Genomic DNA, 22,389 nt, shown 5'->3' with positions numbered 1-22,389 from the left:
AAGTAGCAAACTCAATGCAGACTGAAATGGCCTTTACAGACTGACGTGCTGCTTGCTCAATCGTCCGATCGCTCAAAGCGAGGCTTCCAGCTTGTGCGTTCTCCTGTTGCTCATCATGTGGCTTGTCGGCTTAAGTGTACGAAGCAGCTCAACAATCCAAGCCAGCACATGTTACATGCAGTGAAAAATTCTGCTGTTGCCCAATGGTTGTTGTGTCTTCGCTGACGCTATGATCAGTAACTCATGTCGGCCTACTTTGGGTGGAGAGGGACAAAGCAATGGCAAGGATTCGCAAGCTTGAGATCCAGAATTTCAGGTCGATAAGGCTCTTCACATGGACGCCCTCACCTGGGATTAACTGTCTGATCGGCCCAGGAGACAGTGGGAAATCTAGCATCCTCGATGCTATTGATTGGTGCTTGGGGGCGCGTCGTAGCGTCTCAATTGGGGACACAGACTTTTATGGTCTGGACGTCACCGCGCCTATCGTGATCAGTGCAACCATTGGTGCCCTGCCTGATGACCTGATCAACCTCGACGCATACGGTGACTTCTTGCGCGGGTTTGATTCTGCGACTGGAGATATCGAGGACGAACCTAGGGTTGGTCTGGAGACGGTTTTAACGCTCCGTTTGACGGTGGATGGTGGTCTGGAGCCAGTTTGGACGCTGCACTCTGACCGAGCTGCCGAGCATGGGCTGGAGCGTGGCCTAGCCTGGAAGGATAGGTCTCGGATCGCACCTGCCCGCATTGGTAGCTTCGCGAGCATGAACCTGTCATGGAGTCGCAACTCCATTCTTAACAAACTGACAGAGGAGCGGGCTGAGCTAGGTGGCGCGTTAGCGGCTGCCGCACGGGAAGCTCGTGCTAGCTTCGGCGATCAAGCGAGAGTTCAGCTTGAGCAGCCGCTGCAGATCGTTACAGACACCGCCAATAATCTAGGCGTTCCTGTCGGTGGTGCAGCGCAAGCCCTGTTGGATGCCCATTCGGTTTCGATCGGTGACGGGGCTATTGCTCTACACGATGCCCAGGGGATTCCATTGAGATCGCTTGGTACGGGCTCGTCTCGGCTTCTGGTGGCCGGTCTTCAACGCCGCGCTGCCCAAGCTGCCTCAATAGCGCTGGTTGATGAAGTTGAGTTCGGCCTTGAACCGCATCGCCTGATCCGCTTTTTGGACTCGCTGGGTGCAAAGGAAAGTGTACCGCCTCTGCAGGTATTTCTGACCACTCACTCACCAGTGGCTTTGCGCGAGCTGTCGGGTGATCAACTCTACGTTGTGCGCAAGCAAGGCGATCAGCACGATGTGAGGCTTGCCGGTACTTCGAACGATGTGCAGAGCACTCTCCGCTCTGATCCAGAGGCGTTCCTGGCTAAGCACGTTATCGTTTGCGAAGGAGCGAGCGAGGTAGGTCTTGTTCGAGGCCTGGATCAATACTGGGGGACACAGAGATTGCCGTCATTCATGGCTCTGGGAGGAGCCTATGTGGACGTCACTGGAGGTAGCACGGATAACTGTTACAACCGCGGGCTCGCGCTTCTCAGGCTTGGATACCGTGTTCTCGCCATTGTGGATGCTGACAAACCTGCCACACCTGAGGTTTTACAGAGTTTCCTCCAGGCAGGGGGAATGTCGATCACTTGGGGTGTCGGTCGCGCACTGGAAGACGAACTTTTTGCAAGCCTGCCCGACACTGCTCTTGATGCGCTGATGGCCAAAGCGATCGAAGACCCCGGCCGTGAACTGATGGCGGAGCACATACGCTCGAAGTCAGAAGGCACTTTGTCCTTGGATCAGGTGCTGGAGGCACGCAGGCAATTCACTCCATATCCCGCTGAGTACCGCAGAATACTTGGGATCGCCTCCCGGATCAGGAAGAAAGGCTGGTTCAAATCGGTCACTACGTATCAACACGTAGGTAAAAACATCATCGGGCCTCACTTGGCCGACTCGGATGCTGGATTTCAGCAAGTGATCAATGGCATCAAGGACTGGATTCATGCCTCCTGAAATCAACCTTTTCGACTTCGAGCGTGGTTCCGTTACTGCCCCAGCCGGTTGCGGGAAGACTCAACTGATCGCTGATACTCTTTCCCTGCATCGCCATGCGAAGCCGGTGCTTGTGCTGACGCACACAAATGCCGGCGTCGCAGCATTGCGGAATCGCCTAAAACGAGCAGGTATTCCTTCCGGATCCTATGACGTTGCTACCCTGGATGGGTTTTGCATTCGGATCATAAGCAAGTTTCCTATGCGAAGCGGGCATGATCCCGCAATTTTGCAGTTTCTAGATCGTCGAAATGACTACCCTGCAATTCGAATAGCTGCATCCAATCTGCTTAGCGCCGGCCACATCACTGGAGTCCTCAGGGCCACCTATTCAAGGTTGATCGTCGATGAATACCAGGACTGCAATCAGGCACAGCACGTGATCGTTGCTTGGCTTGGCCAAGCGCTGCAGACCTACGTTCTCGGTGACCCTATGCAAGCGATTTTCGATTTCGGCGGAAACCTCTTGGTCGACTGGCATGCTGATGTTCAACCTCATTTTCCTGCCATTGGAGTGTTAAGCACGCCGTGGCGATGGCGTCGTGTCGGACGAGAGGATATTGGCATCTGGTTATTACAGGCACGTGGATTGCTCGAGGCTGGCCGGCCAGTCGACTTGAGAGGTGCGCCTGCTGGAGTTCAGTGGATTCAAACCGCCCCGGCTACTGCAGAACAGCAGCGACGTAATGCGGCAATGGTACGAATTCAGGATGGCGAAAATGTCTTGATCATTGGCGACCCTATCAACGCCAATAGTCGCCAACGGTTGTCAAGCCAGGTACCTGGCGCGACCGTAGTGGAGAATGTAGAGCTCACTGACCTCGTGACCTTCTCTAGGGGATTTGATCCAGAAGCGGCAGGAGCTTTGGAGCTTTTGGTGCGCTTTGCTGGAAGCTTGATGACTGGAATCGGCCCTGCTGCCTTGCTGCCACGGGTTCAAACCATTCTCAATGGAAGAAATCGAACTGCACCCTCCCCACTCGAGCAGGCAACCGTCGCTTACAGCCAAGCACCAAGCCTCGCGAAAGCCGCTGAGCTTCTCGATAATTATGCTGGGCTGCAGGGAACACAGCTGTATCGCCCAGAGATGCTCAGGTGTTGTACCACTGCCCTCAGATTGGCTATGTCAGGAGCACACTCATTCCATCAGGCAGTCGTACACATCCGCGACAAGGCGCGATTCTCCGGTAGGCCCTTAAACCGCCGGGCTGTCGGTAGCACTCTTTTATTGAAAGGCCTCGAAGCGGACGTTGCCGTCATCTTGGAGCCCCAGGGCATGGATGCTCGCCACCTATATGTCGCGTTAACGCGTGGCGCGAGAAAAATTCTTGTATGTTCACAAACTCCGATCTTGCAGCCAGCCTAAGATCTGAGAAATCTGATTCGTCGCTAGTGGCGTTGGCGACGGCAGCTGATAGGCCTACATCTGGAAGTCGGTGAAGAACTGGAGGGACTGCTCTGCTTCCATGCGAAGACTCCCTGCTTCACTGGCGCCAGCACCTTGGTGGTGACGCGCATTACCATTCGCGTATGTTGATCAGTCGCTCTTGAAGCTCCGGTATCAGAAGCGCGAAGTGACTATGGGATTCGCACACTTCTCGCCAAAAACGCTAAACCTCCAGTCCACACATCGCAATGGATAGCCTGAATGCAAGACCTTCTTGAACGCCTGGCTGGGAAGAACCACCAGCCTCTAGCCGAAGACCGCCATGCTTGGCTAAGTGTTGTGGAGGCTCTTGTCAACTCGGGAGAGCATGATGAGCGGCTTCAGGATGCATTCGATTGTCTCGTTGATTCAGCTGGCGACGCGCAAGATGCCGCGATATTGCAGCGTGCGACTGATCTGGCAGGCAAGGTCATGGCGCTCTGCGAACCTGCTGCTGGGTGCCTTGTCCTGTATTCCTGCGCCAACGCCTGGTCTCACTTGCATGTGCTCGAATATCAAGAAAATGAGGAAGCCATCGTCAACCACCCGGCTTTACTGAACGAGCTGTATTTCCTGCGTGCCGCAATTCAACATGAGGGATTCGCTGCCACAACGGCTGATCGGCGGGCAAAGATCCATTGCAACCTTGGCAATGCCCTGAGCGCCTGCGGTCGCTGGATTGAAGCGTTGGCCGAATGGCGTAGAGCTTTGGTGGAGCAGCCTATTCTAGGCATGGCACTCGGCAATATGGGAATAGGTCTCGCACGATATGGCGGTGCACTCTACGACTCTGGACATACCTACTGGTTTTTTATTCATGCGCGTCGGTATCTAGAGTCTGCGATTGAAGGTGGATTAGGGCGTGACGGAGCGACCACGGATGAAGCCATCCAGGCGTTCAAGTGGTATCAGGTGAAGCTCGCTGCAGAGGTCGACCACGAAGATGACGCCCGATTGTTCGAGCATGGCCTTGGGAAAACAAAAGCGGAGCGCGCGTATCGTCAATGGTGCTTGGATAACCAGTTTTTCCTAAACCCCATGAACGACCTTGGCGCCCTGCCTGTCGCGTCCTATGACGCTTTGCGCCTGCCTAACCATGACGCTCAGGTCGGGATTACGTTCTTAGCCTTCTTCAACCAGATGAAACAAGAGTATGCCTACGCCCGCCATTGTCTGTTTCAAGGCGTCCACGCCCGTTCGATCCATTACGCTGACAAAGAGGTCGCTCTGACTTTCAACTGTGACTATGCCCTCTATACAATGGGGCTGGAACAGATCAAGACCGCATTCCGTAACGCCTACTCGCTACTGGACAAGGTAGCGTACTTCATCAACGGCTATTGGCAGTTGGGAATCCCTGAGCGTAACGTGAGCTTTCGAACACTTTGGTTCGAGCCACGCAGAAAAGGTGGGCCACCGCAGGAGTGGGCTGTTAGGCCAGAGTTCAAGGTCACCCAAAACTTGCCGCTTCGAGCGCTGTACTGGCTCTCTCAGGACATCTACTCAGAGGTGCTCAGGAACGTCGCGAGACCAGATGCAAAGGCCCTGGATGACTTGAGGAACCATCTTGAACACAAGCATGCCAAGGTCGTTGATGCATTCCATTGGATTGCTGGGGCATCAGAGCGCCAGGTTGACCAGCTAGCCTTTGTCATCGAGAGAGAGGATCTCGTTGCGAAGACCCTCCTCATCATGCGGTCGTGCCGTGCTGCGTTGGTTTACCTCTGTTTGGCCATGCATCATGAGGAATCGCAAGCCAGGTCAGAAGACGGAGCTATCGTCGTAGCGCTTCCTGTGGATGATTATCCGGACGATCTAAAGCTCTAACCCTAGAGCAGATGATCGCCCTGTGGCCAGCACGCCGAATCCTGCTCTTTGACTCAGATCGCCATGACTGAATTCGAGCCCCCAAACTGCTGGGTCAGATACACCAGCCTCCGGTGGTTGAACCTGGCACAACGCGCCAGCGCCAGCTCGCGCCTACCGGAGTCTTTCGGAGCGTAGCAATCTGTCTGTGGTGATGGAACCCTGATGATGTGCAGTCACGCTTTGAAGGGCAATTTTCCGATACAGCAGAACACGGATTCGAACCGTTCTCTCACTGTAAGCGTCCGGTGATCACATCCGCCCCTGGGTGCAGCAATCCGCTCGACAAAAGTCAGCCCGGTACGCGTGGATGTGGCGCAAATGCTCAATTTCGCTGGCCCGCTGCGTCAGCAGGAGCGTTAGTACATTCTGAAGATAGGCATACGGATTATGCCTAATTGAGCTCGCAACTCATCAGTCTCCAGGTAATGTCACCAAATTAGCGAGCCGATGAGCAATGCGCTTTGCCATTCAAGCGCCGTCTTCTCCCTGCGCCAGCACTGACCTGGCTGCGGTGGTAGTGCCTGCTCAGGCCACCCCGGCCCTCTAACTGACCCGGGGATGCCTTAACCATAGGGCTCAATGCTCTCACCGAACCAAGCGAGACTGAGGGCCCCTGCTGATCAGGGTAAAACTCACCCACCGACTATTGAGCCAAATGCTCCTTTAGTTGAGTAAGCAGACCTCTACGAGCTTCTGCAAAATCGAGGTCTTGGCCGCCTCGCGGAGCCTCACGATGTCATAAGTGAAACTGGAGAAGAACAGCTCGCCCAGTGGGTGATTCAGAACAGGGACGCGGTTACCGGCCTCGTCGGTAATCACAACGTTGTACACCAAGCTTTGCTTCGCGATGGTTCCGTTTGTGGCTTTGTTGGACGATACAAAGAACCATGCGCCCTCCACGCCGTTGTCCTGGATGAACACGCTGTGACGCTGGTTCTGCTTCGTTGGCGTGAGGTAGTACGGCAGTGAAGCCACGTCAGCACTAACCTGACGGGACGGTGCGGTACCATCGTCCTGTCGCTCTTGGTTATCGAACAGGGTGTTGCCGATTATGCAGGGCACTCGGAGAGTGTTGTAAGCGTTCAGCCACGTATTCGACTCCTTGTCACGGATCAGGAATGCGCCGTTCCAGAGGGCATCAAACGCCTTCTTACCTTCTTTTCTAAGCACAGCGCTCAGCGACTTGAACTCATAGTTAAACTCACCCTTGCAGGTCTCATCGAAGCGGCGCGAGCGTTCGATCTTGATGGTCTCGCCGTTCACAGTCACATCGAGAACCTGGATGTAGACGTTCTCGTATCGGTCACCTCGGCAGCTCACCAGCTGCAATGCGTGGTGGGGCAAAGTTGCGCCGCTGATTATCACGGCTTTGTCTCGGAAGATCGACTCCTTGAGTGCCAACTCCTGCAGGCATTTTTCGATAGCCGAATCAGAAGGCTTTTTCTTGAGGTCTACGTCCAAGCCTTGGCAGATGGTATCGACGGATGCCGCAAAGCGATGAAGCTTCACTGATGTGTAGTAGTCGTACTGCGCATCTGGACTGCGCTGGCTGTCATCGAGTGCTTGCCAGAAGCTGTTGTATGCCTCTGTTGCCTCTCCTTTGGCTTTCGAAATGCTAGTGCCGTTTTTGCTTTTACCAGGGGTTTTTACCTTTGGGCTGACGACCAAGTAGTTGGTGTTGCCGACCTTCAGCTCAGAGGGCAATGGCAGCCCCTCGCCGCTTAACACCTTACACGCTCCGAACTTATCGGCTAGGTCGCCAATGGTGCTCAGCCAGGCTTCAGTGGCTGCTGTGTCCTTAGCGGTATCGAGCAGCCATAGCGGGTTCGACATGGTCGGTAATCCCTCCAGGAATGTCCTGACCTGGTGGGTTGCTTGGTACACGATTGGGCTGTAATCGATGTCAGCGCGCTTCAAAAGCCGTTCGATGCGGTTCAAACAGTCAGTCTGGTGGTAATTGATGCTGTTGTGGTAAAGGTCGAGCGCCTTGGCTCCAGGGTTGTTGGTGGAAAACGCCATGTAGTTGCGATCACTGTTGGTGGTCGCGCTGAGAGCCTGTACGCGCTGGTAACGTTTACCACTCCAATCGAACATCAACATACCGGAGTCGGTGACCGGCCTGCTTGCCGATTCCACAGACGCAGCGCACTCCATGATTGCACGCTTGAGGGTGACAACAAGCTCCTGCTCCTTGGAGAAGTACAGCTCGTATTCCAGGGCCTCGAATACGTCATTACCGTTTCTGGCTGTACGGCTGAACACGAGACCAAGGTATAGATCCGCGTTGTACTCGACAGGTTCTATCTCGTACCGCTGGTGGACGTCATTGAGGTACGAGAGCTTGAGCTTCAGATCCACCAGCGCTTGGATCACGTAGCACGGATCGAGGGAATGCTCGGTGATCACTTGGCTGACATGGCCAGGCGCCGGTGCGTGCGTGCTCAGGTAGAGGAATCCAAACACCCCTTTTCTGCCGCCGAATTTGCTGTAGTGCAGCTTGGTCGAAGCTGGGATGCCCAGCGTTTTCCGGATGAAGTCCTTGATGGTGGAGTCGACCCGCGGGTAATAGACCTGCGCTTCTTCGCCGTACTTTCTGGTTACCTCGACCACGGCCGCCTGGATGTGACCATATCCCTCTTCGAGGACTGACAACCGGTCAATGATGCTGGCGAGGTCGCCAGGCAGCTTCAGCATGTTGGTGCGCGCCTTAGCGGCAGCGCCATTTTCCAGAAGGTTGATCGGGGTCATTGCGCGTTCCTTAGCAGCTGTACCAATGTGGGATTGATCATCAGGCGATCATCCACCCGGTGAGCCATGCCAGCCTCGGTCAGTGGCACGTAGCGGGTAATGATCTTGAAAGCGTTCAGAAAGTGGATCGACTGTCCGTGGGTAAACTCACGTTCAGCATTGAGGTCGTTGTCGTCCGGCTGTGTGTTGACGTACAGGAAACGAGGCGTGAGATTCAGGCGATCGCACAACTCAGTAATGTCTCTGCGCTTGGTTTCTGCCCTGCGCAACGTTTTAACCGAGAGCTCATGGTTATCCAGGCTGCCCGACCATCGCTTGACGTCGATGCAGATGAGTGTGTCCTGCGTCCGAACGAAGATGTCATAGCTTTCGTAGACTGCGGGCCCCAAGAGCTCGATGAGCTGATTGAGATCCAGGGGAGTGATCGTAAGGGCGGCAAGCACTTGGGAGAAAATGAACTCGCCGACGTTGCCCTTTAGCAGCGGTAAGAGCGCCGGATTAGGCAGATGGACATCAATGCCTTCGCTGGCCATATTGCATGCCATGTTAATGATGCTAGTACCTGACTCCCGGTCATCGCCATCGTTGCGAACGTAATCAGGGACGAGCCACTTCCCAGGCTGATACACGGCATACCCGTGCAAGAGGTCGCTCAGGTGGTAACGGCTGTCGGGAGTCGTACAGATGGTGACCCGATCCGTCACCGCCCGCGGCAAGTAGAAGGCGTTGATGATTTCTTGGTAGTAGCCAGAGGTTTCTACAAGTGGAGAGGCCAAGAGCTGGCGCACGTACTTCTCTGGTGCCGTAATACTCTCAGGAGATCTGAGCATCTCGTTGAAAGCCATCGCGTCCCTGTCACCTTCACGTGCGCTCCTGAGAATCTTGCTTCGAAAGGCGCCGGTGAAAAAGTTATCTATGTCGTCTGCGTCTGCAGCCACCTTGGCAGTGAACTCCTCGCGCTCTTCGTTGGCACCAAAACAGCGGCTCTCCGCTTGAGCCAGGCAAAACTGCATCAGCCTGTGGTTGAGCAGAGAGAGGCTATTGATTAGCAGATCATTGCCCTCTCGACGTAGTCGGCTGTACCGCACCACAAGATCGTTGATCACATCGCTGGGCAGGAAAATTTCGCTGTGCAGGTGGGTATCACGTCGCTCGACACGCCCTACTGCCTGAATGATAGCTTTGAGCACCGCCAGGTCATGCTCTTGATTCAGGATGCGTCGATTCTTTGGCTGCATCAGGTTCGAGTCGAACTGCGACAACCGAACTGCCTCGTTTTCACCACCCGCAATATGCTTGAGCAGCAGGATGTGGTTCTTGACGGTATTCAGCCCGGTGTCCTTCTCATGGATAGCGCTGTAGAACGGCGTGTTCACCAGCACTAGGCGATCAAAATCCTGGTGGAAGCCATCCTCGGTGCGCTCGACGAAAAGGTTGAGGCCCGTGCCTGCGCTGCCGTAGGAGGAAATCAGGCAAATGCGGGTGTCGGCGTCCACCTTCAGGTATTCATCGATATTGACCTCTCTGGCCAGCTGGGCGCTGAACAGGATGACCCGTATCTTGGTTCCACCCACGAAGGGTTTGAGCTCGAAGATTTTATCTTTGTACTGTGTCGAAAGGCCCTTGATGCGGCCTTCGATCCCCTGCGCAAACAGCTTTTTGAACAACTCGGCAAACCGGTTATTGAGTGAGAGTACGAAGGTGTTTTTGCCATCCCACGCAGCCATCAACATCGCCTCGATCTGCCGACGGTAGGCAGACATCCGGTACTTGTTGTCACGGAAGCCAGGCGGCAAAAGGGAGTTTGACCAGAAGCCGAAAGCGCTCTTGAAAGCAGGGTCACTGCGTAGGCCGCTGATGTCGTCAGCAGATGTTTTGTAGAAGGGTTTTACCTCCATCGTCCTGGCTTTGGCTCGCGCTGTTCGAAGGTCTGCCATCGCATCTACATCTGCAAACGAGCGCTCAATGACGCGTACATCCAGGTTGTCAGGTTGGGTCTCGCCATAACGAACCAGCATCTTTCTCGAGAAATTGCCTGAGTAGGAGTTTTTGAAGCCAGTCGTTGCGCTGAGGCACATCGCGCTGTTCTGGGTGGCGTGCAGGATACGCAGCAGCTTTACCTCGGGGAGCTCAAGGATCAGGTCAAGGTGGAAGTCAACGAAGACACGATTCTTGACCGCCTCACCACCAAAGGGAATTTCGTTAACTTTGATGAGCGAAAAGACAATCTTCGGAGCGAAAAAAGTGAAGAAGGCATCGACGAAGATTTCGGCGTCCCTGGCACGGTCAAACACCGAGGCTACGTAGGAATGATGTTGCCGGGAGGTTTTGATGAACTCCAGTAGAGGGGCGTTCTGACTGGCCTCCTGCCCTAGCTCCAGCAGCTGTCTCAGCGGGCTCTTCTGGGGTACTTTGGAGCAGGCGTAGAGTGCGCACAACATGAGCTGTAGGAAGTCGTGCAGGGTGGGGTCGGGATCGTCTGTGGGGGCTCCATCATCAAAATACAGACGGATCTCACTTTTTCCGCACACTGACCGCATCCTGATTCGCTTGAGCGCCTCCTCATTGTAGAAGCGCCTCGGCGTGAGGCTAAAGATGTTCCGAGACAACGCAAGGATTTGTTCGACATCGCGATTGTTGATCGTGATGTGACCCACGTTGCCAGAGCACATCGCCAGGATGGCATCCAGAGGAACGCTGGTCTGGCAATCATCTTCGTAGTGCCGGCGAAGATCCTGCATGAGTTCAACTGTTTCGTTGAACGCGATAGGCTCCTCATCGTCTGGGCCATACTTTGCCGAGACCATCTCCATCAGACGGTGCAGGCCGGCAATGACATGGGGTGGTTTCACCCTCTCGCTGACTAGCTTCTTCTTGCTCTCTTCAAAAATCCTGTCGTAACTGTCGTGCTCCTCATCGACGACGAGGTTGAAGGTGATGCCATGGGCCTGGAAAAAATTCGCCTCGTCCGAGATGAAGAAATCGTCTTTGAGGTAGGCGATTTGCTTGTCATGGGAAAAGCTACAAGCGGCGCCGATTGGCGCGATGGTGTCTTCCTCGGCATTCGTGGGCGAGCGCTTGGCGCCCAGTATTGCGTCAAAGCTCAGCTTCTTGATGTTCGGTTCTTTCTTCTTGTCGATGTATACGATGAACGCGCGCTTGAGGAATCGCGCAGTGGTGGCGATGAAGATGGTCGGCCCCACCTTGGCCCGCTCAAACGGCAATAGATGGTCGATCACTTCGACTTTCACGCGTTCTCGTTCAGTTCGAACACCTCTGAAACGGTCTTCAGTAGTCACGAATTGAGAACCGATCTTCTCCCTGATCACGGATTTCGCCAGATCGTGCAGCGCAAAGAGCAAGCGTTGTTTCGATGCGTCGATGCGGCGCTGCAACTCTATGTCACGAAGATGATCCGTCACGCCCAATTTCAGGTACCGCATGTGCTCGGATTCAGTGGCATTGAGCCCGCTGATGGCGCTGCTCAGTTCACTGATTGCTTCGCGGTAGTAGTCGGTGCTCAGGGCCCTGACCCAGCCGGCGTAAAGGTCTTCATTGCGTACCTTGGTCACCCAGCCGACGAAATTGAGGTCAGATAAGTCCCGCTCAGCCAGGAAACTCAAGATACTGACACCCCGTGCAGCTGCCCTTTCCTGGGTGATCTTGGAGACGTCGATCTGTGCCTTGTGCGGGGTGATGAAGAAGAGGTTGCGGTGGCCTCCGCCGCCGTCACGCACAACGGAGTGTTCGACGAACTGGTCGAAGACGTTGTAGGACTTGCCAAAGCCAGTACCATCGTTGGCAAAGCTAACTGATGGGTTAGGTTTGGCGTTGCCGTTGAAGAATGGAGCCAGACGAGTCCGGTGCGAGTTTATTTCGTGGCTGAGCTCCGAACTGATGCGACCTTCCCTGGCGTCCATGGTTAACCTCGATTGATCTTTTGATGATGGCAATCTAATGCATACAAAAGTCGAGGGTGCTTACAAACCGTATGGATTGCAAGAGCGTCAGTCGCAATGCCTGGGCGCATTTGGTGCTCAACGATGCCTTCTAGAATGCATGCTGACCACCTCTCAAGCCCAGCCTGGCAGTCTAAGTGCAAGGCTGTCGCTCGGGGGCACTGATAGAGCATTAGCTAGGAGTACATCTGTACTCCTGTGTCCGATGCTTCATTCATTGCAGTCGTCTGATCTATTCCTTCGAGATTTCCGCATTGCTTGAGGCTCGCAATTCCTTGATTTCAGCTTCTGCGCTTGCGAGTTTCTGGACTAAGTCGCCTTCCCTCTGCTGTGCCGCGGAGGCATCGGAGCGGGCTTCGCTAACCTCTTTGGTTTTGGCTTCGAGCTGGTGCGCCAGCAGCTCTTTGGCACCTTCCGCGCGAGCAGTCGCAGCATTAGCGATGCCCAGGTCGCCTCTCAGATTTTCGATAGCATCGCGATGCTGATTAGCCTCCTTGGCATGCTGCCGGTTCTCAGCGATCAAGCGTTCGTTGTCGCGGATCATGCGGGTGGCATCTTCCTGCTTAACCATCAGCGTCTGCTGGAGAACTGTCACCTCTTGCTGCATCTGGTAGATTTGAGCCTCGTGACGGTTTAAATCCTGGTCGCGCTGTTCCTTTACTGCTACCCGGTAGTGCTCGAGTGCTTCTCTGGCATGCGAGTGCTTCTCCTCCAGAGATTCGATCTGGGCGTCCTTCTCTTGGACACGAACCTCAAGGTCACTGCAGCTCTGGCTGATGCGGGCGTTACGGGTAATCTCGGTCTGAAGACTGGATTGAACGGTCTTGAGCTCTTCATCTTGAGTCTGCAGTGCTGACTGTAGCTTTGCGATCTCACGCTGCGCCTGTTCTAGGTGACCTTGAAGTGTACTGCTCTCTGCCTTCATCGCCTTTCGCTCAATTTCGAATGCAGACCGCTCGTGCGCCAGCGCTTCATTCCCCTCCTCCAGTAGGCGCTCAAGCATTTTGCCCACCATTTCCGTGAGTTCATCACTTAGGCGCGAAGGCGAAGCGGATGGTCGGGGATCATGTGCCTCAATCTCCTTCAAATATCTCTGAATCGTAGTCTTTGAGCCGGTATTTCCAAGCTCGATGCGTATCGCGTCGATGCTAGGGTTCTGCCCTCTCGACAGCAGGGCTTCGCGAGCCTTTCGCACCAGCACCAAGTTAATACCACCTCTAGCCATGACTGCCCCTACGATTTCGTACTGTTTTACGTTTTATGTAATTACGTGCCACTTTATCACTTTTCTAACATTAAAATCCCACAATTATTGGCAAGACATAATTGAGGATTATGGCTTGTCATGGTCGGAGTCGGGGGTAAAATGGCCTGGTAAGCGGTACAAGTGGCGAGTAAGAGCTACAGGAGCTCGAGATGGAGGATTGGCGTGGTTGATGCAGCCAGCAAGGCAGAGAAATACTTAGAGGCGAGCGTCCGAGAGAACACGTCAAAGAGCTACGCGGCTGCCCTCACCCACTACGAGGTGACCTGGGGCGGCTTTCTGCCAACCACCACCGAGTCAGTGGTGCGGTACATCGCTGAGTACGCCGACCAGCTGGCGCTGAGCACGCTCAAGCAGCGCTTGGCTGCACTCGCCAATTGGCATCAAAGCAACGGCTTTCCCGACCCGACTAAAGCCCCTAAGGTCAGGCAGTTGCTGAAAGGCATCCGGGCTCTGCATCCCGTACAGCAGAAGCAAGCTGCCCCGCTTGCCTTGCTACATCTCGAAAAAGCGGTAGCCCACCTCGAATACGAGGTTGCCCAGGCAAGAGCCGCGGGCAACATGGCCACCCTGCTCAAAGCGACTCGCGATATCGCCCTGCTCACAATCGGTTTCTGGAGGGGGTTCCGCGGGGACGAGCTGGCTAGGCTCACGATCGAGAATACCCATGCTGAGCGGTACGTCGGGATCAAGTTCTACTTAGGGTCGAGCAAAGGAGACCGGCAAAACACCGGGCGGGAGTACAAGACACCCTCGTTGAGCAAGCTCTGCCCGGTGGAGGCGTACCTAAACTGGATCGAAGCTGCTGGCCTAACCCGCGGCGGTGTGTTCAGGGGTATAGACCGATGGGGCAACATCAGTGATCGCCCGCTTGCGGCCCATAGCTTGATCCCCCTCCTTCGCGACATCCTGGATCGATGTGGATTGCCGTCCGAGATATACAGCGCTCACTCGATCCGACGCGGGTTTGCTACCTGGGCTGCCAGCTCAGGCTGGGACATTAAAACGCTTATGGAGTACGTGGGTTGGAGCGATATGAAATCAGCCCTTCGCTACGTAGAACCGGCTCAGCAGTTCGGTGGGCTAATCAGGAAGCCGGAAGGATGATACAGGACATCCCCATCATGGACGGTATGTGATACTGAGCAAGCGGGAGGTGTTTGAAAATCTTCCAGGTTTCACCTCCTTTTCTCTTCTCAGGCAGAGCAGTGCCACTCAGCCCTGATGCTGCGCGATAGGAGTGGGCAAAGTCTTTTGGTTGTCACAAGCACAAGAGGCAGGAAACTGGTTATCAGTCAATTTTCTTGATTGGTAGCACAAAGCGGCATGATTGATAAAAGCAGAGAGGGATAGCCTCTCTGCAGTGCCAAAAATTGAAACTACTGCGCGTTTCGTATCAACATTTTCAATCCATCAAAACAAAGAGATGCTACGGGTACCGGAGGCTGCACTTGACATTGATAGGTGGCGAGCCTAGCGCAAAGTTCATGTATTTGCCCAACCGCTTCGTTACCCTCAAACCCTCGGGCGCGCTTTCTTTCCACCCTGCTTTTAAATGACCGAACCCCAGACATATCGAAGCCCGGTTGAAGTTTTGAAAGTATGGAAATGATCGACCACGTAGCATCAGAAGCCACCTCAAATACCTCATCAGCGTACCGTCGATGCAGATTAGTCAACGTGCTCGAAAGCCCAGTTAGACTAAATAGAGCGTCAGAAATATCGAGCTGCACCGAGTTAATATCATCAGATAGAGCGAATAGCACTAGGACTGCGCTCTCGACAACGCATCGGCACTCCCCCTCACAGACTGACCACTCTCTGTAAAACCCTCGTTCATTCGAAGTATGCTCCGCTTCTCGGAAGAGGCTTACAGAGTCGTCAGCACTACCCTCCATTCGATATAGTTTAGCAAGCTTTGTACGCGATCGATGATGTTCAGGCTCAGCTTTGAACACTGCCTCTAGTACTGCCACAGCCGCCCTGCTTTTACCTTTATCATAAAGCGAGTCTGCTAGCTTAAATCGCCAAAAATCCAGATTAGATACTCGCTCTCCACGAGAGCGCCGGACTTCAGAAACAGCAAGATCTACAAAGACGCTTCTGATGTCCACATCAAAAGTCGTCTCAAGCACCTCCACTATCGCTTTGGCAATATATTTATGCCTCGTAAACACTGCGGTAGATGTGGTTGTAGCAGCAGCTTCCTGACCTAGTCTATTAATAACATGCTTCTGCAGCCTAGGGACTGTTGTGCCCATTACAGCAGCTAGAACCTCAAGAGACAGCTTATCAAAGTCTTCGGCATGCATAGCTGCAATATAACCAAGCGCGTCGCGCAGAGTTTTATCACCATCAATTGAAATATCATTTAGCTTGGACAGCATCTCAGCAGCATGCGACAACAAATCACCATTGTGGCGAGAAAGAAGGAGCGCACCGAAAAAAGCACCTGACTTAGATTTCGCCTCCTGCTTCGCATAAAATCTTAACTTCTCAACTCTCACTGCAGCATCTAAATTATTGAGATCCTCTCCTAGCCCTCTAGCGCCGAATGCGGCCCATGCTTCAACTATCTTCTCTGCATCAAGCTTACTGAGATCATTGAGCATAATTGACTTGTATGCAGAGCAAAAAGCCCATGGTAACGAGATAGCTTCCGATGATTTCCAGTCCGAATCACGGCAGGCTAAAATAAAATCAATTTTACCGTTAAAGTCTGAATAGTCGGCTTCAATGAAATTGGTGATGGCGCGCGCGACCTGATCAGCATCATCAATAACGACCAACCAGTCCGAATGCTGGCTCAGCACTGGAAGTAGTTGCTCAACGTCAAACGGCCGAGAATTATTTTTCCTATACAGAATTTTCTTTGTAGGATTGCTGCTCAGAATCTCATGTGCGGCCTGGAGTAAAGCAGTGGTCTTGCCCTCACAACCTGCTGCCAAAAGCGTGCAAATTACCGGCTCTGAATCTTTAGCATGCCCTTGCTGCCTATAGAATGTTTGTACCAACTGGGTGACAACTTCACGCCGAGGAATAGAAACTGATAATGCTTCCTTCCATCCTGGAATCGCGCCATCAAAAAAAGCTACAGCATCGTTTTCGGACAAAGGCGCGGTGTATTTTTCCAGACCATCCATACTCAATACATGCCAGCCTCCCGGGGGAACAGCACGCTTTATCGAAACGATAGAGACCTGAGTTTTTGGAAGCTCATAACGCCACACATCTCGATCCCGGTGTGCTTCAGGAAAACCTGCTGAACTGTGCTTCCATGTTTGTTCCTCTAGGCTCCATTCATAAGGCTTCAACTCCAGGTATTTGTTCTCAAAGTTTATATAGCCCCAAAGCAAGCTGTTTTTCCAAGGCATTCCTTCTGGCGCTTGGAATGACGCTCCAGCCTGGATCGCCATAAAAGAGCTACCATTTACATACTCAGGCTTACCCCACGCAGCATGCATATGCCCATGCAGATACAACGCATTGTATTGGGACAATAGCGTTTTTATAGCATCCCGATGACTTCTATCAAGCCAATCTAATGGGTGGTGACCAAGGACTATCACTACATCCTGAGGCTGGGTCTTTTCCAATGCCGCGCGAAGAAGCGCAATGCCAGGAGTTAAATTTCCTTCATCATCACTGTCGCGACATAACCACGAAGTATTTAGACCCACGACGGACACCGAGCCGGACTCTGCAACTATTCTCTCATTGTAGGTTCCGTCAATACCTGCAAGCTTCTTAATATATGCCGGAACCGCTTGCTCAACAAAATTGCCAAACCTCCCGACTAACATCCAACGATCGTCGAGAGACATATCACTCGGTTCGAAATTCCCGTCATCAATCGTTAGAAATTCTTCGCGCCCAAAGCGTTTGTTTGTATTCCGTTGGACGTCATGATTGCCAGGAACCAGAAAAATTCTTTCACTAAATTGATCCCCAAACAATTGCATCAATGGTAAAAAAATGCACTCATTGAACTGCGTGTACTCATCGACACTTGCAGAGTTAGCGATATCGCCCGTGATGAAAACCGCATCAGGCTCACCGTTTGATTTTATATACTCCGTCACGTGGGATATTATTTTTTTTGCTATAAACGGCTGCTGATAGGTAGTATCTGGCTTCTTCCCAAAATGGAAGTCTGAAAGATGCAGCCACCTAAATCCTTTCATGATTATACTTTCCTGAAAACTTAAGCGCTTCTACCACGGCCAGTATATTTAGCTGCCATTAGAATCAAACCTTACCTTCCTTGGCTCGCATCTTATTTCTGACCCCTAAGAAAAACGCGTCTAAAATAAAAGTAGTCACTCTTAACAGGTTCACCTGTGCAACCGAACCTGATCACTAGCAGCGCTAGTCAGCTTTGGCAAAGCATCCATGCGCGGCACAGACAGATTACTACGAAAATAAAGGCATTTCGACATCACGCTATCATTTTTATGCTACTAGTACAGCAGCAACGCGTTTCGTCAATTGTGACTGGCCGAATGTAGGGGGATTTTTAGCGTCCTCTACCTGACCATTCTAAACGCCCATATGCTCGTAAGCGTGCGCCCAACTGACTTCTGTTCGCCGCTTGCTGGGTCAACAAACTTGCGGCGGGTGTGACCCATGTCGCCGATCTCAGTGACGCCTTGCTCCAATCCCGCTTAGCAGCGGGCCTTCTTTTGCTTGTAGCTGCGACCGGTTGACCATGCAGAAACATTTCGTAGCATTGTACTACTCGGGTGGGGCTGGACGGACAAAGCAGTTGAAGCAGTTCCGCGACAAATTTCGCGCATCATGCTGATTCCCTCACGACAACGGTATGACCTGTCTTGAGGGGATCCGCCTTCCTCCCACTCGGCCAATGCGAGGCCATTTACGATCTCAGCCTCAAACCAGTGTGCTCGCGCCCCCTTCAGTATCTGATACCAAACTTGGTTTTTACTCGCCGAAATCGGTCTGCGCCGCGCAGCTACCAGCGCATCAGTTCTTGATGCGCTTTTTGGGCCAATTACATTAGCGTGGAGACTTTCAGCACAGGCTTCCTCCAGAGACAACGAACTGACTAATTGTCATTCTGCCTGAGAGCGTTCGCAAGGTTGGTTCGCAAGTCGCTTACGCCTACACTGCATAACGTCTGGGGGCAACAGCCGTTACAGCGTTTAGCAGCTATTTATTACTAGTGGTTAATCTCGGATGGGCCGCCAAGTGCGCGCAACTGGTAGTCAGTGACTGCCTGAAAGCTGTGCTCAGCCAGCAGCCGCAGGCGCTCCAGCTCAGTATCTGTCACTCCATTTGCTTGAGCCTGTTGATACCGTTTCATAGCCTCCACGGCATCGGTGTACATCGGATGGTCAGGAAGCAAAACGCTGTTGAGATCCTTCACCATGTTGGTAATTCCCAAGGTCTTTACGATCAGCTGAATCATAGCCTCGAAAACGTCGGCGTCTGCAGTATCGGTTTCGAGCTCTGTCGCACAGGTGAGAACTCATTGAGGACAGCCCCGAAATCAGCCTCTCTGCGGATGAGTGGCCTGGCGATGGCACACATCAATCTAATGTGCCGACTCACCCAAGGTACCGGCTTTGTGCAGTTGATAGTCGACCACGGTCTGGAACAAGTGATCTGCCTCAATGCGAAGGCGCTCGAGTTCAGCCTCGGGTCGACCCTGGGCCATCGCCCCGTGGACGCTCTGATTGCCTCCAGCGCATGCTTCAGGAGAGGCTCACCTGCTTCCGCCATGCCCAGCAGTGTTCTTCTCATTCCGGGTCTTTGGCCTGCCGATCAGTAGTACCTATTACGGTACACCCCGCACCTCCAAAGGTCATCTCAGGCTCGTATTGAAAGCGCAATGATGCTTAACCCTATCGCGCCCCTAGCCCCTTCGGGGATAGGCGATGTAGCGGAATCCCGTGTACCCTGTAGGCCGCAAGAGAGCACAAATTGCTCATCGGGTAGGCAGAGAGCACGGAGAGGACAGGCGCAATCATGAGCCAGGTGAACGAGATTGATCGCGGTGAGCACAGCCATGAGTGAACTCCCTAAGCAAGCAGCTCCACATGACCTTCCCTTGTGCCCAAATCGCATGATTGTTGCCGTTGATGCTCTACGGGGTGCTGGCTTTGCCCTCGAATTGCTGCGCGAACACTTGCGCCTCCGTGCGTCAGCTAAGTTGGTCTACTCCGAGTACGCAGACTGCTATTTTCTGCAGCTAGACGACGTCGATCGCTACCAAAACTCAAGGGTAGGAATGCTCGATGCAATGTCGACAATGCCTTTTCGTTCGAGCGAGATTTTTAGGCAAGAGATTTCGAGCTGGACACCTTCAGATATCGCTCAAGTCGTGGACACCGACGGTCTGAAAGCTCTGGGCGAGCTCGGGCTGATTTCGCCAGTGAGCTAAGACCGTCTGGCCCACATCTCCGCCGTTGAGGCCGACCAGGCTTTTTTGATCCCATGGTTGGCCTCGGCTGCTCCATCAGGGATGCGCTACGATTCGGCGCCCCCTCCCTTACCAATGACTAGACCAAAGCGGTACATACCTGATCTACAAGATGCCAGTTACCTCGGCTGAGGTAACCGGGATGGTAGGTGCGGTAGGCTTTTGAAGGCAAAGACGAGTGGATCACTTTTGAGAGCTGGCGTTGGTCATACTCCTCTACCGAAGCCCACTCTAGGTTGGGAAATTCGAGCTCAAGGTAGCGGTCGTAATCAGGGCCGGTAAAGAACACAACAGCGTCTGGACGGAGGATTTCGATCTCACGAGTCAGCAGCTGAGCGGAGGCGCGCCAGATGTCATCCGCTTCGCGGATGCTGCCGTTTTTGACAATGCTCGTCCCGTTTACAGCAGTTTTGAAAAGGTTGGTGTACAGAACCTTCGTCTCAAATCCCTCTGGCTCGTCTCCAACCGCCTCCCTGATCTGACGATACGCACGCCAGAATGGACTGTTGACGTTGCCTGGCTGATATCGTGAAAACTGAAAAGCCCGGTAGCCATGGATCATGGCCTCGACGCTGTTGGGGACATCCAGGAAATCCTCAATACCCTTGATTGCTGGATACGGCCACTCGTAGTAGTCACCCGGCTCAAAATCCCATCCCAGGGTTTCCTGCCCGACAATCAACACACGGTTGGTAGCCTTGCTCCAACCTTTGGGCACATCCATCAATATCAACGGCTCAACGCCTGCTCGTGGGAAATCTTCGAGTTCGCGCACAGTTGATTTATGAGTGTGGTAAAGCGCATGTAGACGGGCTCGAGTGTTTTCGAGCATCCATTGCGAAGATTCATCATCTCGGAGGATCGCACCTTCCGCCTCAAGGCGGGCTATGGTGTCCAGTGCTCGTTGGTAGCCGAACCCAGAGACTCGCTGAACCATCGAGACTCCAAAAGCTTGGTGTCCTTCCAAGCGAGACAGCAGTTCCAGATCTTCCATCACCACTTTCCTTCCGTGAGCATCAATTTCATTGGCCTTCAATGCGCTGCCTTGGCTAAGGGACATACCATCTAGTAGCTTTGAGATGGACTCGATCCCAGCCCTCATCCGTTGCGCAGCGATTGGGTTGGCAGAGTGAACCAGGATCAGCGGCGGAGTGAACCTACCTAATGCCACTTGCTGCTCGATCTACGTGATTACGTCGTAGCCTGTACCGCGCTGATCATCGCCTAAGTCATGATCCATGACTAAGCACCTCTACCTTTCGGCTCCGAAGCAAGCGAATGACTTCATCGGGCCAGTAGGCTCGCGTCCAGCCGACCGGAGCCGGACGTTGATCATCTAAATAGACCTTCACTGCGTTCCACCTATTCCAGTTGAGGAATTGGGGAAGCCCTTAAGGGGGTCGATTTGTGACAGCAAAAATGATTTTTTTTGCGAATAGTCTGAGCGGTTGCTAGCTCACGCCTCCTCTGCCTCGGCTTCAGCCTGAAAAACCTCAATAAGCTTCTGGTTGTAGTCGTCGAGGTAAGTCTGAAGCCCTGCACGGTCAACCAGTCGAACGGCCGCCGTAGCTGCAAGCTCCTTGGCTGACTTGGTGTAGTAGGAGTTGGTGACAACCATTGCTTCATCGCAGCCATAGAAGGCTTTGGCTGAGATCGCCTGCTGCACAGCAGCATTGCCGACCGAACCGCTGTAGTTCTTAGCCTGGATCACCATCGTCTTGCCGAATCGGCTCACGAACAGATCCGCGCCCTGATCAGCGGTCTTCTGCGTCTCCCGGACGTCGTATCCGATAGTCTGGAAAATTTCGACCAAGAACGCCTCAAACTGAAACCCGTCCATCGCGTCGACTAAGTACATGGTGATGAAGCGATTCGGGTTGAAGTGCTCGAGCTGGCTACCCAAACGCTCAACCAGGATGTCGAAGTAGATTTCTTCGCACAGACCTAACCCGGACTGAAATGTCTGAAGGGGAAGCAACGGAACGCCGATTGTGGTGGCAGCCTGAGAGTTGAACTGCAGTCCCGGGAACGAAGCGTCGCTTTCCCAAAGGTAGAAGTAAAACAGCGCTAGGTCAGCCCTGAATGTGGTTCCGGCTTCCTCGATCCAAGACCTCAGCGAGCTGGCCAGGTCGGATCGGATGTGGCGGCTGACCTCTCGAGAGAAGCCGGCGTACACAGAGTTGAAGGCGGTCGTGAGCAGTAATTTATCTAGCAAGGTAGGCAGCTGCTCAAGCTCGTCAAAGCCCCTGCGAATCAGCACCTCCCTGAAAAGCTCACGCTCTGTGTAGATGCCATCCATTCGTGCGCCTGGTACTGCTGCTTCGTCCACTCCACCCCCAACAGGATTGCGGGTGGTGTGAATGAAGTTGGTGAAGTACGGCTGCTTCAGCTCTGCGTATTTTCTGAGAACGCTATTCAGCAAGTCGTTCAGCTGAGCCTGCTCCTTCTTCTTCCCCCAGATGTCCTTCAGGAATCCTTTCGACTGGTACTGGAAATCGGGGTAGAAGGACGGATCGAGGGGCGTCATACCTTGCTGGGTATGCTGAGGCTGGGTGGTCGGCTCTGAAGCCCCGCATCGGGAACAATAGGTCTCAAAGGTCGAGCGATGGCACTGATTGCACTGATAGATCACG

At 53.4% G+C, this 22,389-nt stretch carries 13 protein-coding genes and 1 pseudogene; 5 read left to right on the top strand and 9 right to left on the bottom strand.

All coding sequences use genetic code 11. The features are described 5' to 3' along the window. Positions 1-278 precede the first annotated feature (278 nt). From AA098_RS14735 to AA098_RS14725, 3 genes are all read left to right on the top strand, one after another. Positions 279-2,009: an ATP-dependent endonuclease gene (locus AA098_RS14735; protein WP_064614557.1), complete on the top strand. Its 1,731-nt coding sequence runs from the start codon at positions 279-281 to the stop codon at positions 2,007-2,009. Beyond that, the gene (locus AA098_RS14730) at positions 1,999-3,414 is read left to right on the top strand and encodes a UvrD-helicase domain-containing protein (protein WP_064614555.1); all 1,416 of its coding nucleotides are present in this window, start codon (positions 1,999-2,001) and stop codon (positions 3,412-3,414) included. The genes AA098_RS14735 and AA098_RS14730 overlap by 11 nt, the downstream gene beginning before the upstream one ends. 282 nt (positions 3,415-3,696) lie before the next feature. Further along, positions 3,697-5,301 (top strand): LA2681 family HEPN domain-containing protein, encoded by a 1,605-nt coding sequence (locus AA098_RS14725; RefSeq protein WP_256544643.1) that lies wholly within the window; start codon positions 3,697-3,699, stop codon positions 5,299-5,301. Between the two features lie 705 nt (positions 5,302-6,006). Here AA098_RS14725 and AA098_RS14720 read toward each other — a convergent pair. The 3 genes from AA098_RS14720 to AA098_RS14710 form a co-directional block, all read right to left on the bottom strand. After that, the gene (locus tag AA098_RS14720) at positions 6,007-8,091 is read right to left on the bottom strand and encodes a hypothetical protein (RefSeq protein WP_064614553.1); all 2,085 of its coding nucleotides are present in this window, start codon (positions 8,089-8,091) and stop codon (positions 6,007-6,009) included. Further along, positions 8,088-12,011 carry a hypothetical protein gene (locus tag AA098_RS14715; protein WP_064614551.1) on the bottom strand — a complete coding sequence of 1,308 codons (3,924 nt, stop codon included), beginning with the start codon at positions 12,009-12,011 and terminating at the stop codon, positions 8,088-8,090. Before AA098_RS14715 ends, AA098_RS14720 begins: the two co-directional genes overlap by 4 nt. Positions 12,012-12,282: 271 nt before the next feature. Next, positions 12,283-13,275: a DNA-binding protein gene (locus tag AA098_RS14710; protein ID WP_064614549.1), complete on the bottom strand. Its 993-nt coding sequence runs from the start codon at positions 13,273-13,275 to the stop codon at positions 12,283-12,285. A gap of 204 nt (positions 13,276-13,479) precedes the next feature. On the opposite strand from AA098_RS14710, the gene AA098_RS14705 reads away from it, so the two are divergent. Further along, positions 13,480-14,421 (top strand): tyrosine-type recombinase/integrase, encoded by a 942-nt coding sequence (locus AA098_RS14705; protein ID WP_064614547.1) that lies wholly within the window; start codon positions 13,480-13,482, stop codon positions 14,419-14,421. Positions 14,422-14,693: 272 nt separating this feature from the next. On the opposite strand, the gene AA098_RS14700 is transcribed toward AA098_RS14705, so the two are convergent. The 3 genes and pseudogenes from AA098_RS14700 to AA098_RS29825 form a co-directional block, all read right to left on the bottom strand. Next, positions 14,694-17,498: a metallophosphoesterase gene (locus AA098_RS14700; protein ID WP_082916900.1), complete on the bottom strand. Its 2,805-nt coding sequence runs from the start codon at positions 17,496-17,498 to the stop codon at positions 14,694-14,696. A 995-nt stretch (positions 17,499-18,493) separates the two neighbouring features. Then, positions 18,494-18,703 carry a hypothetical protein gene (locus AA098_RS14695; RefSeq protein WP_064615221.1) on the bottom strand — a complete coding sequence of 70 codons (210 nt, stop codon included), beginning with the start codon at positions 18,701-18,703 and terminating at the stop codon, positions 18,494-18,496. 165 nt (positions 18,704-18,868) lie between these two features. Further along, a pseudogene (locus AA098_RS29825) lies at positions 18,869-19,077 on the bottom strand (hypothetical protein). Between the two features lie 265 nt (positions 19,078-19,342). Here AA098_RS29825 and AA098_RS28500 point away from each other — a divergent pair. Further along, positions 19,343-19,717 carry a hypothetical protein gene (locus AA098_RS28500; RefSeq protein WP_256544642.1) on the top strand — a complete coding sequence of 125 codons (375 nt, stop codon included), beginning with the start codon at positions 19,343-19,345 and terminating at the stop codon, positions 19,715-19,717. A 118-nt stretch (positions 19,718-19,835) separates the two neighbouring features. Here AA098_RS28500 and AA098_RS29240 read toward each other — a convergent pair whose 3' ends face one another. The 3 genes from AA098_RS29240 to AA098_RS14675 form a co-directional block, all read right to left on the bottom strand. Continuing rightward, a complete protein-coding gene (locus AA098_RS29240; protein ID WP_064614541.1) occupies positions 19,836-20,750 on the bottom strand; it encodes a hypothetical protein in 915 nt (304 codons plus the stop codon). A 235-nt stretch (positions 20,751-20,985) separates the two neighbouring features. Further along, complete coding sequence (locus AA098_RS30220; RefSeq protein WP_371914690.1) at positions 20,986-21,108, bottom strand: cyclic-phosphate processing receiver domain-containing protein; 123 nt, start codon at positions 21,106-21,108, stop codon at positions 20,986-20,988. Positions 21,109-21,212: 104 nt separating this feature from the next. Beyond that, entirely contained in the window at positions 21,213-22,388 is a 1,176-nt protein-coding gene (locus AA098_RS14675; protein WP_064614539.1) for a restriction endonuclease, read from the bottom strand. Between the last annotated feature and the right edge of the window lies 1 nt (position 22,389).

Origin of the sequence: Pseudomonas sp. JY-Q (genome assembly GCF_001655295.1) — a bacterium.
In the GTDB taxonomy this organism is placed as follows: Bacteria; Pseudomonadota; Gammaproteobacteria; order Pseudomonadales; family Pseudomonadaceae; genus Aquipseudomonas; species Aquipseudomonas alloputida.
This window is presented reverse-complemented; position numbering and strand designations above follow the sequence as displayed.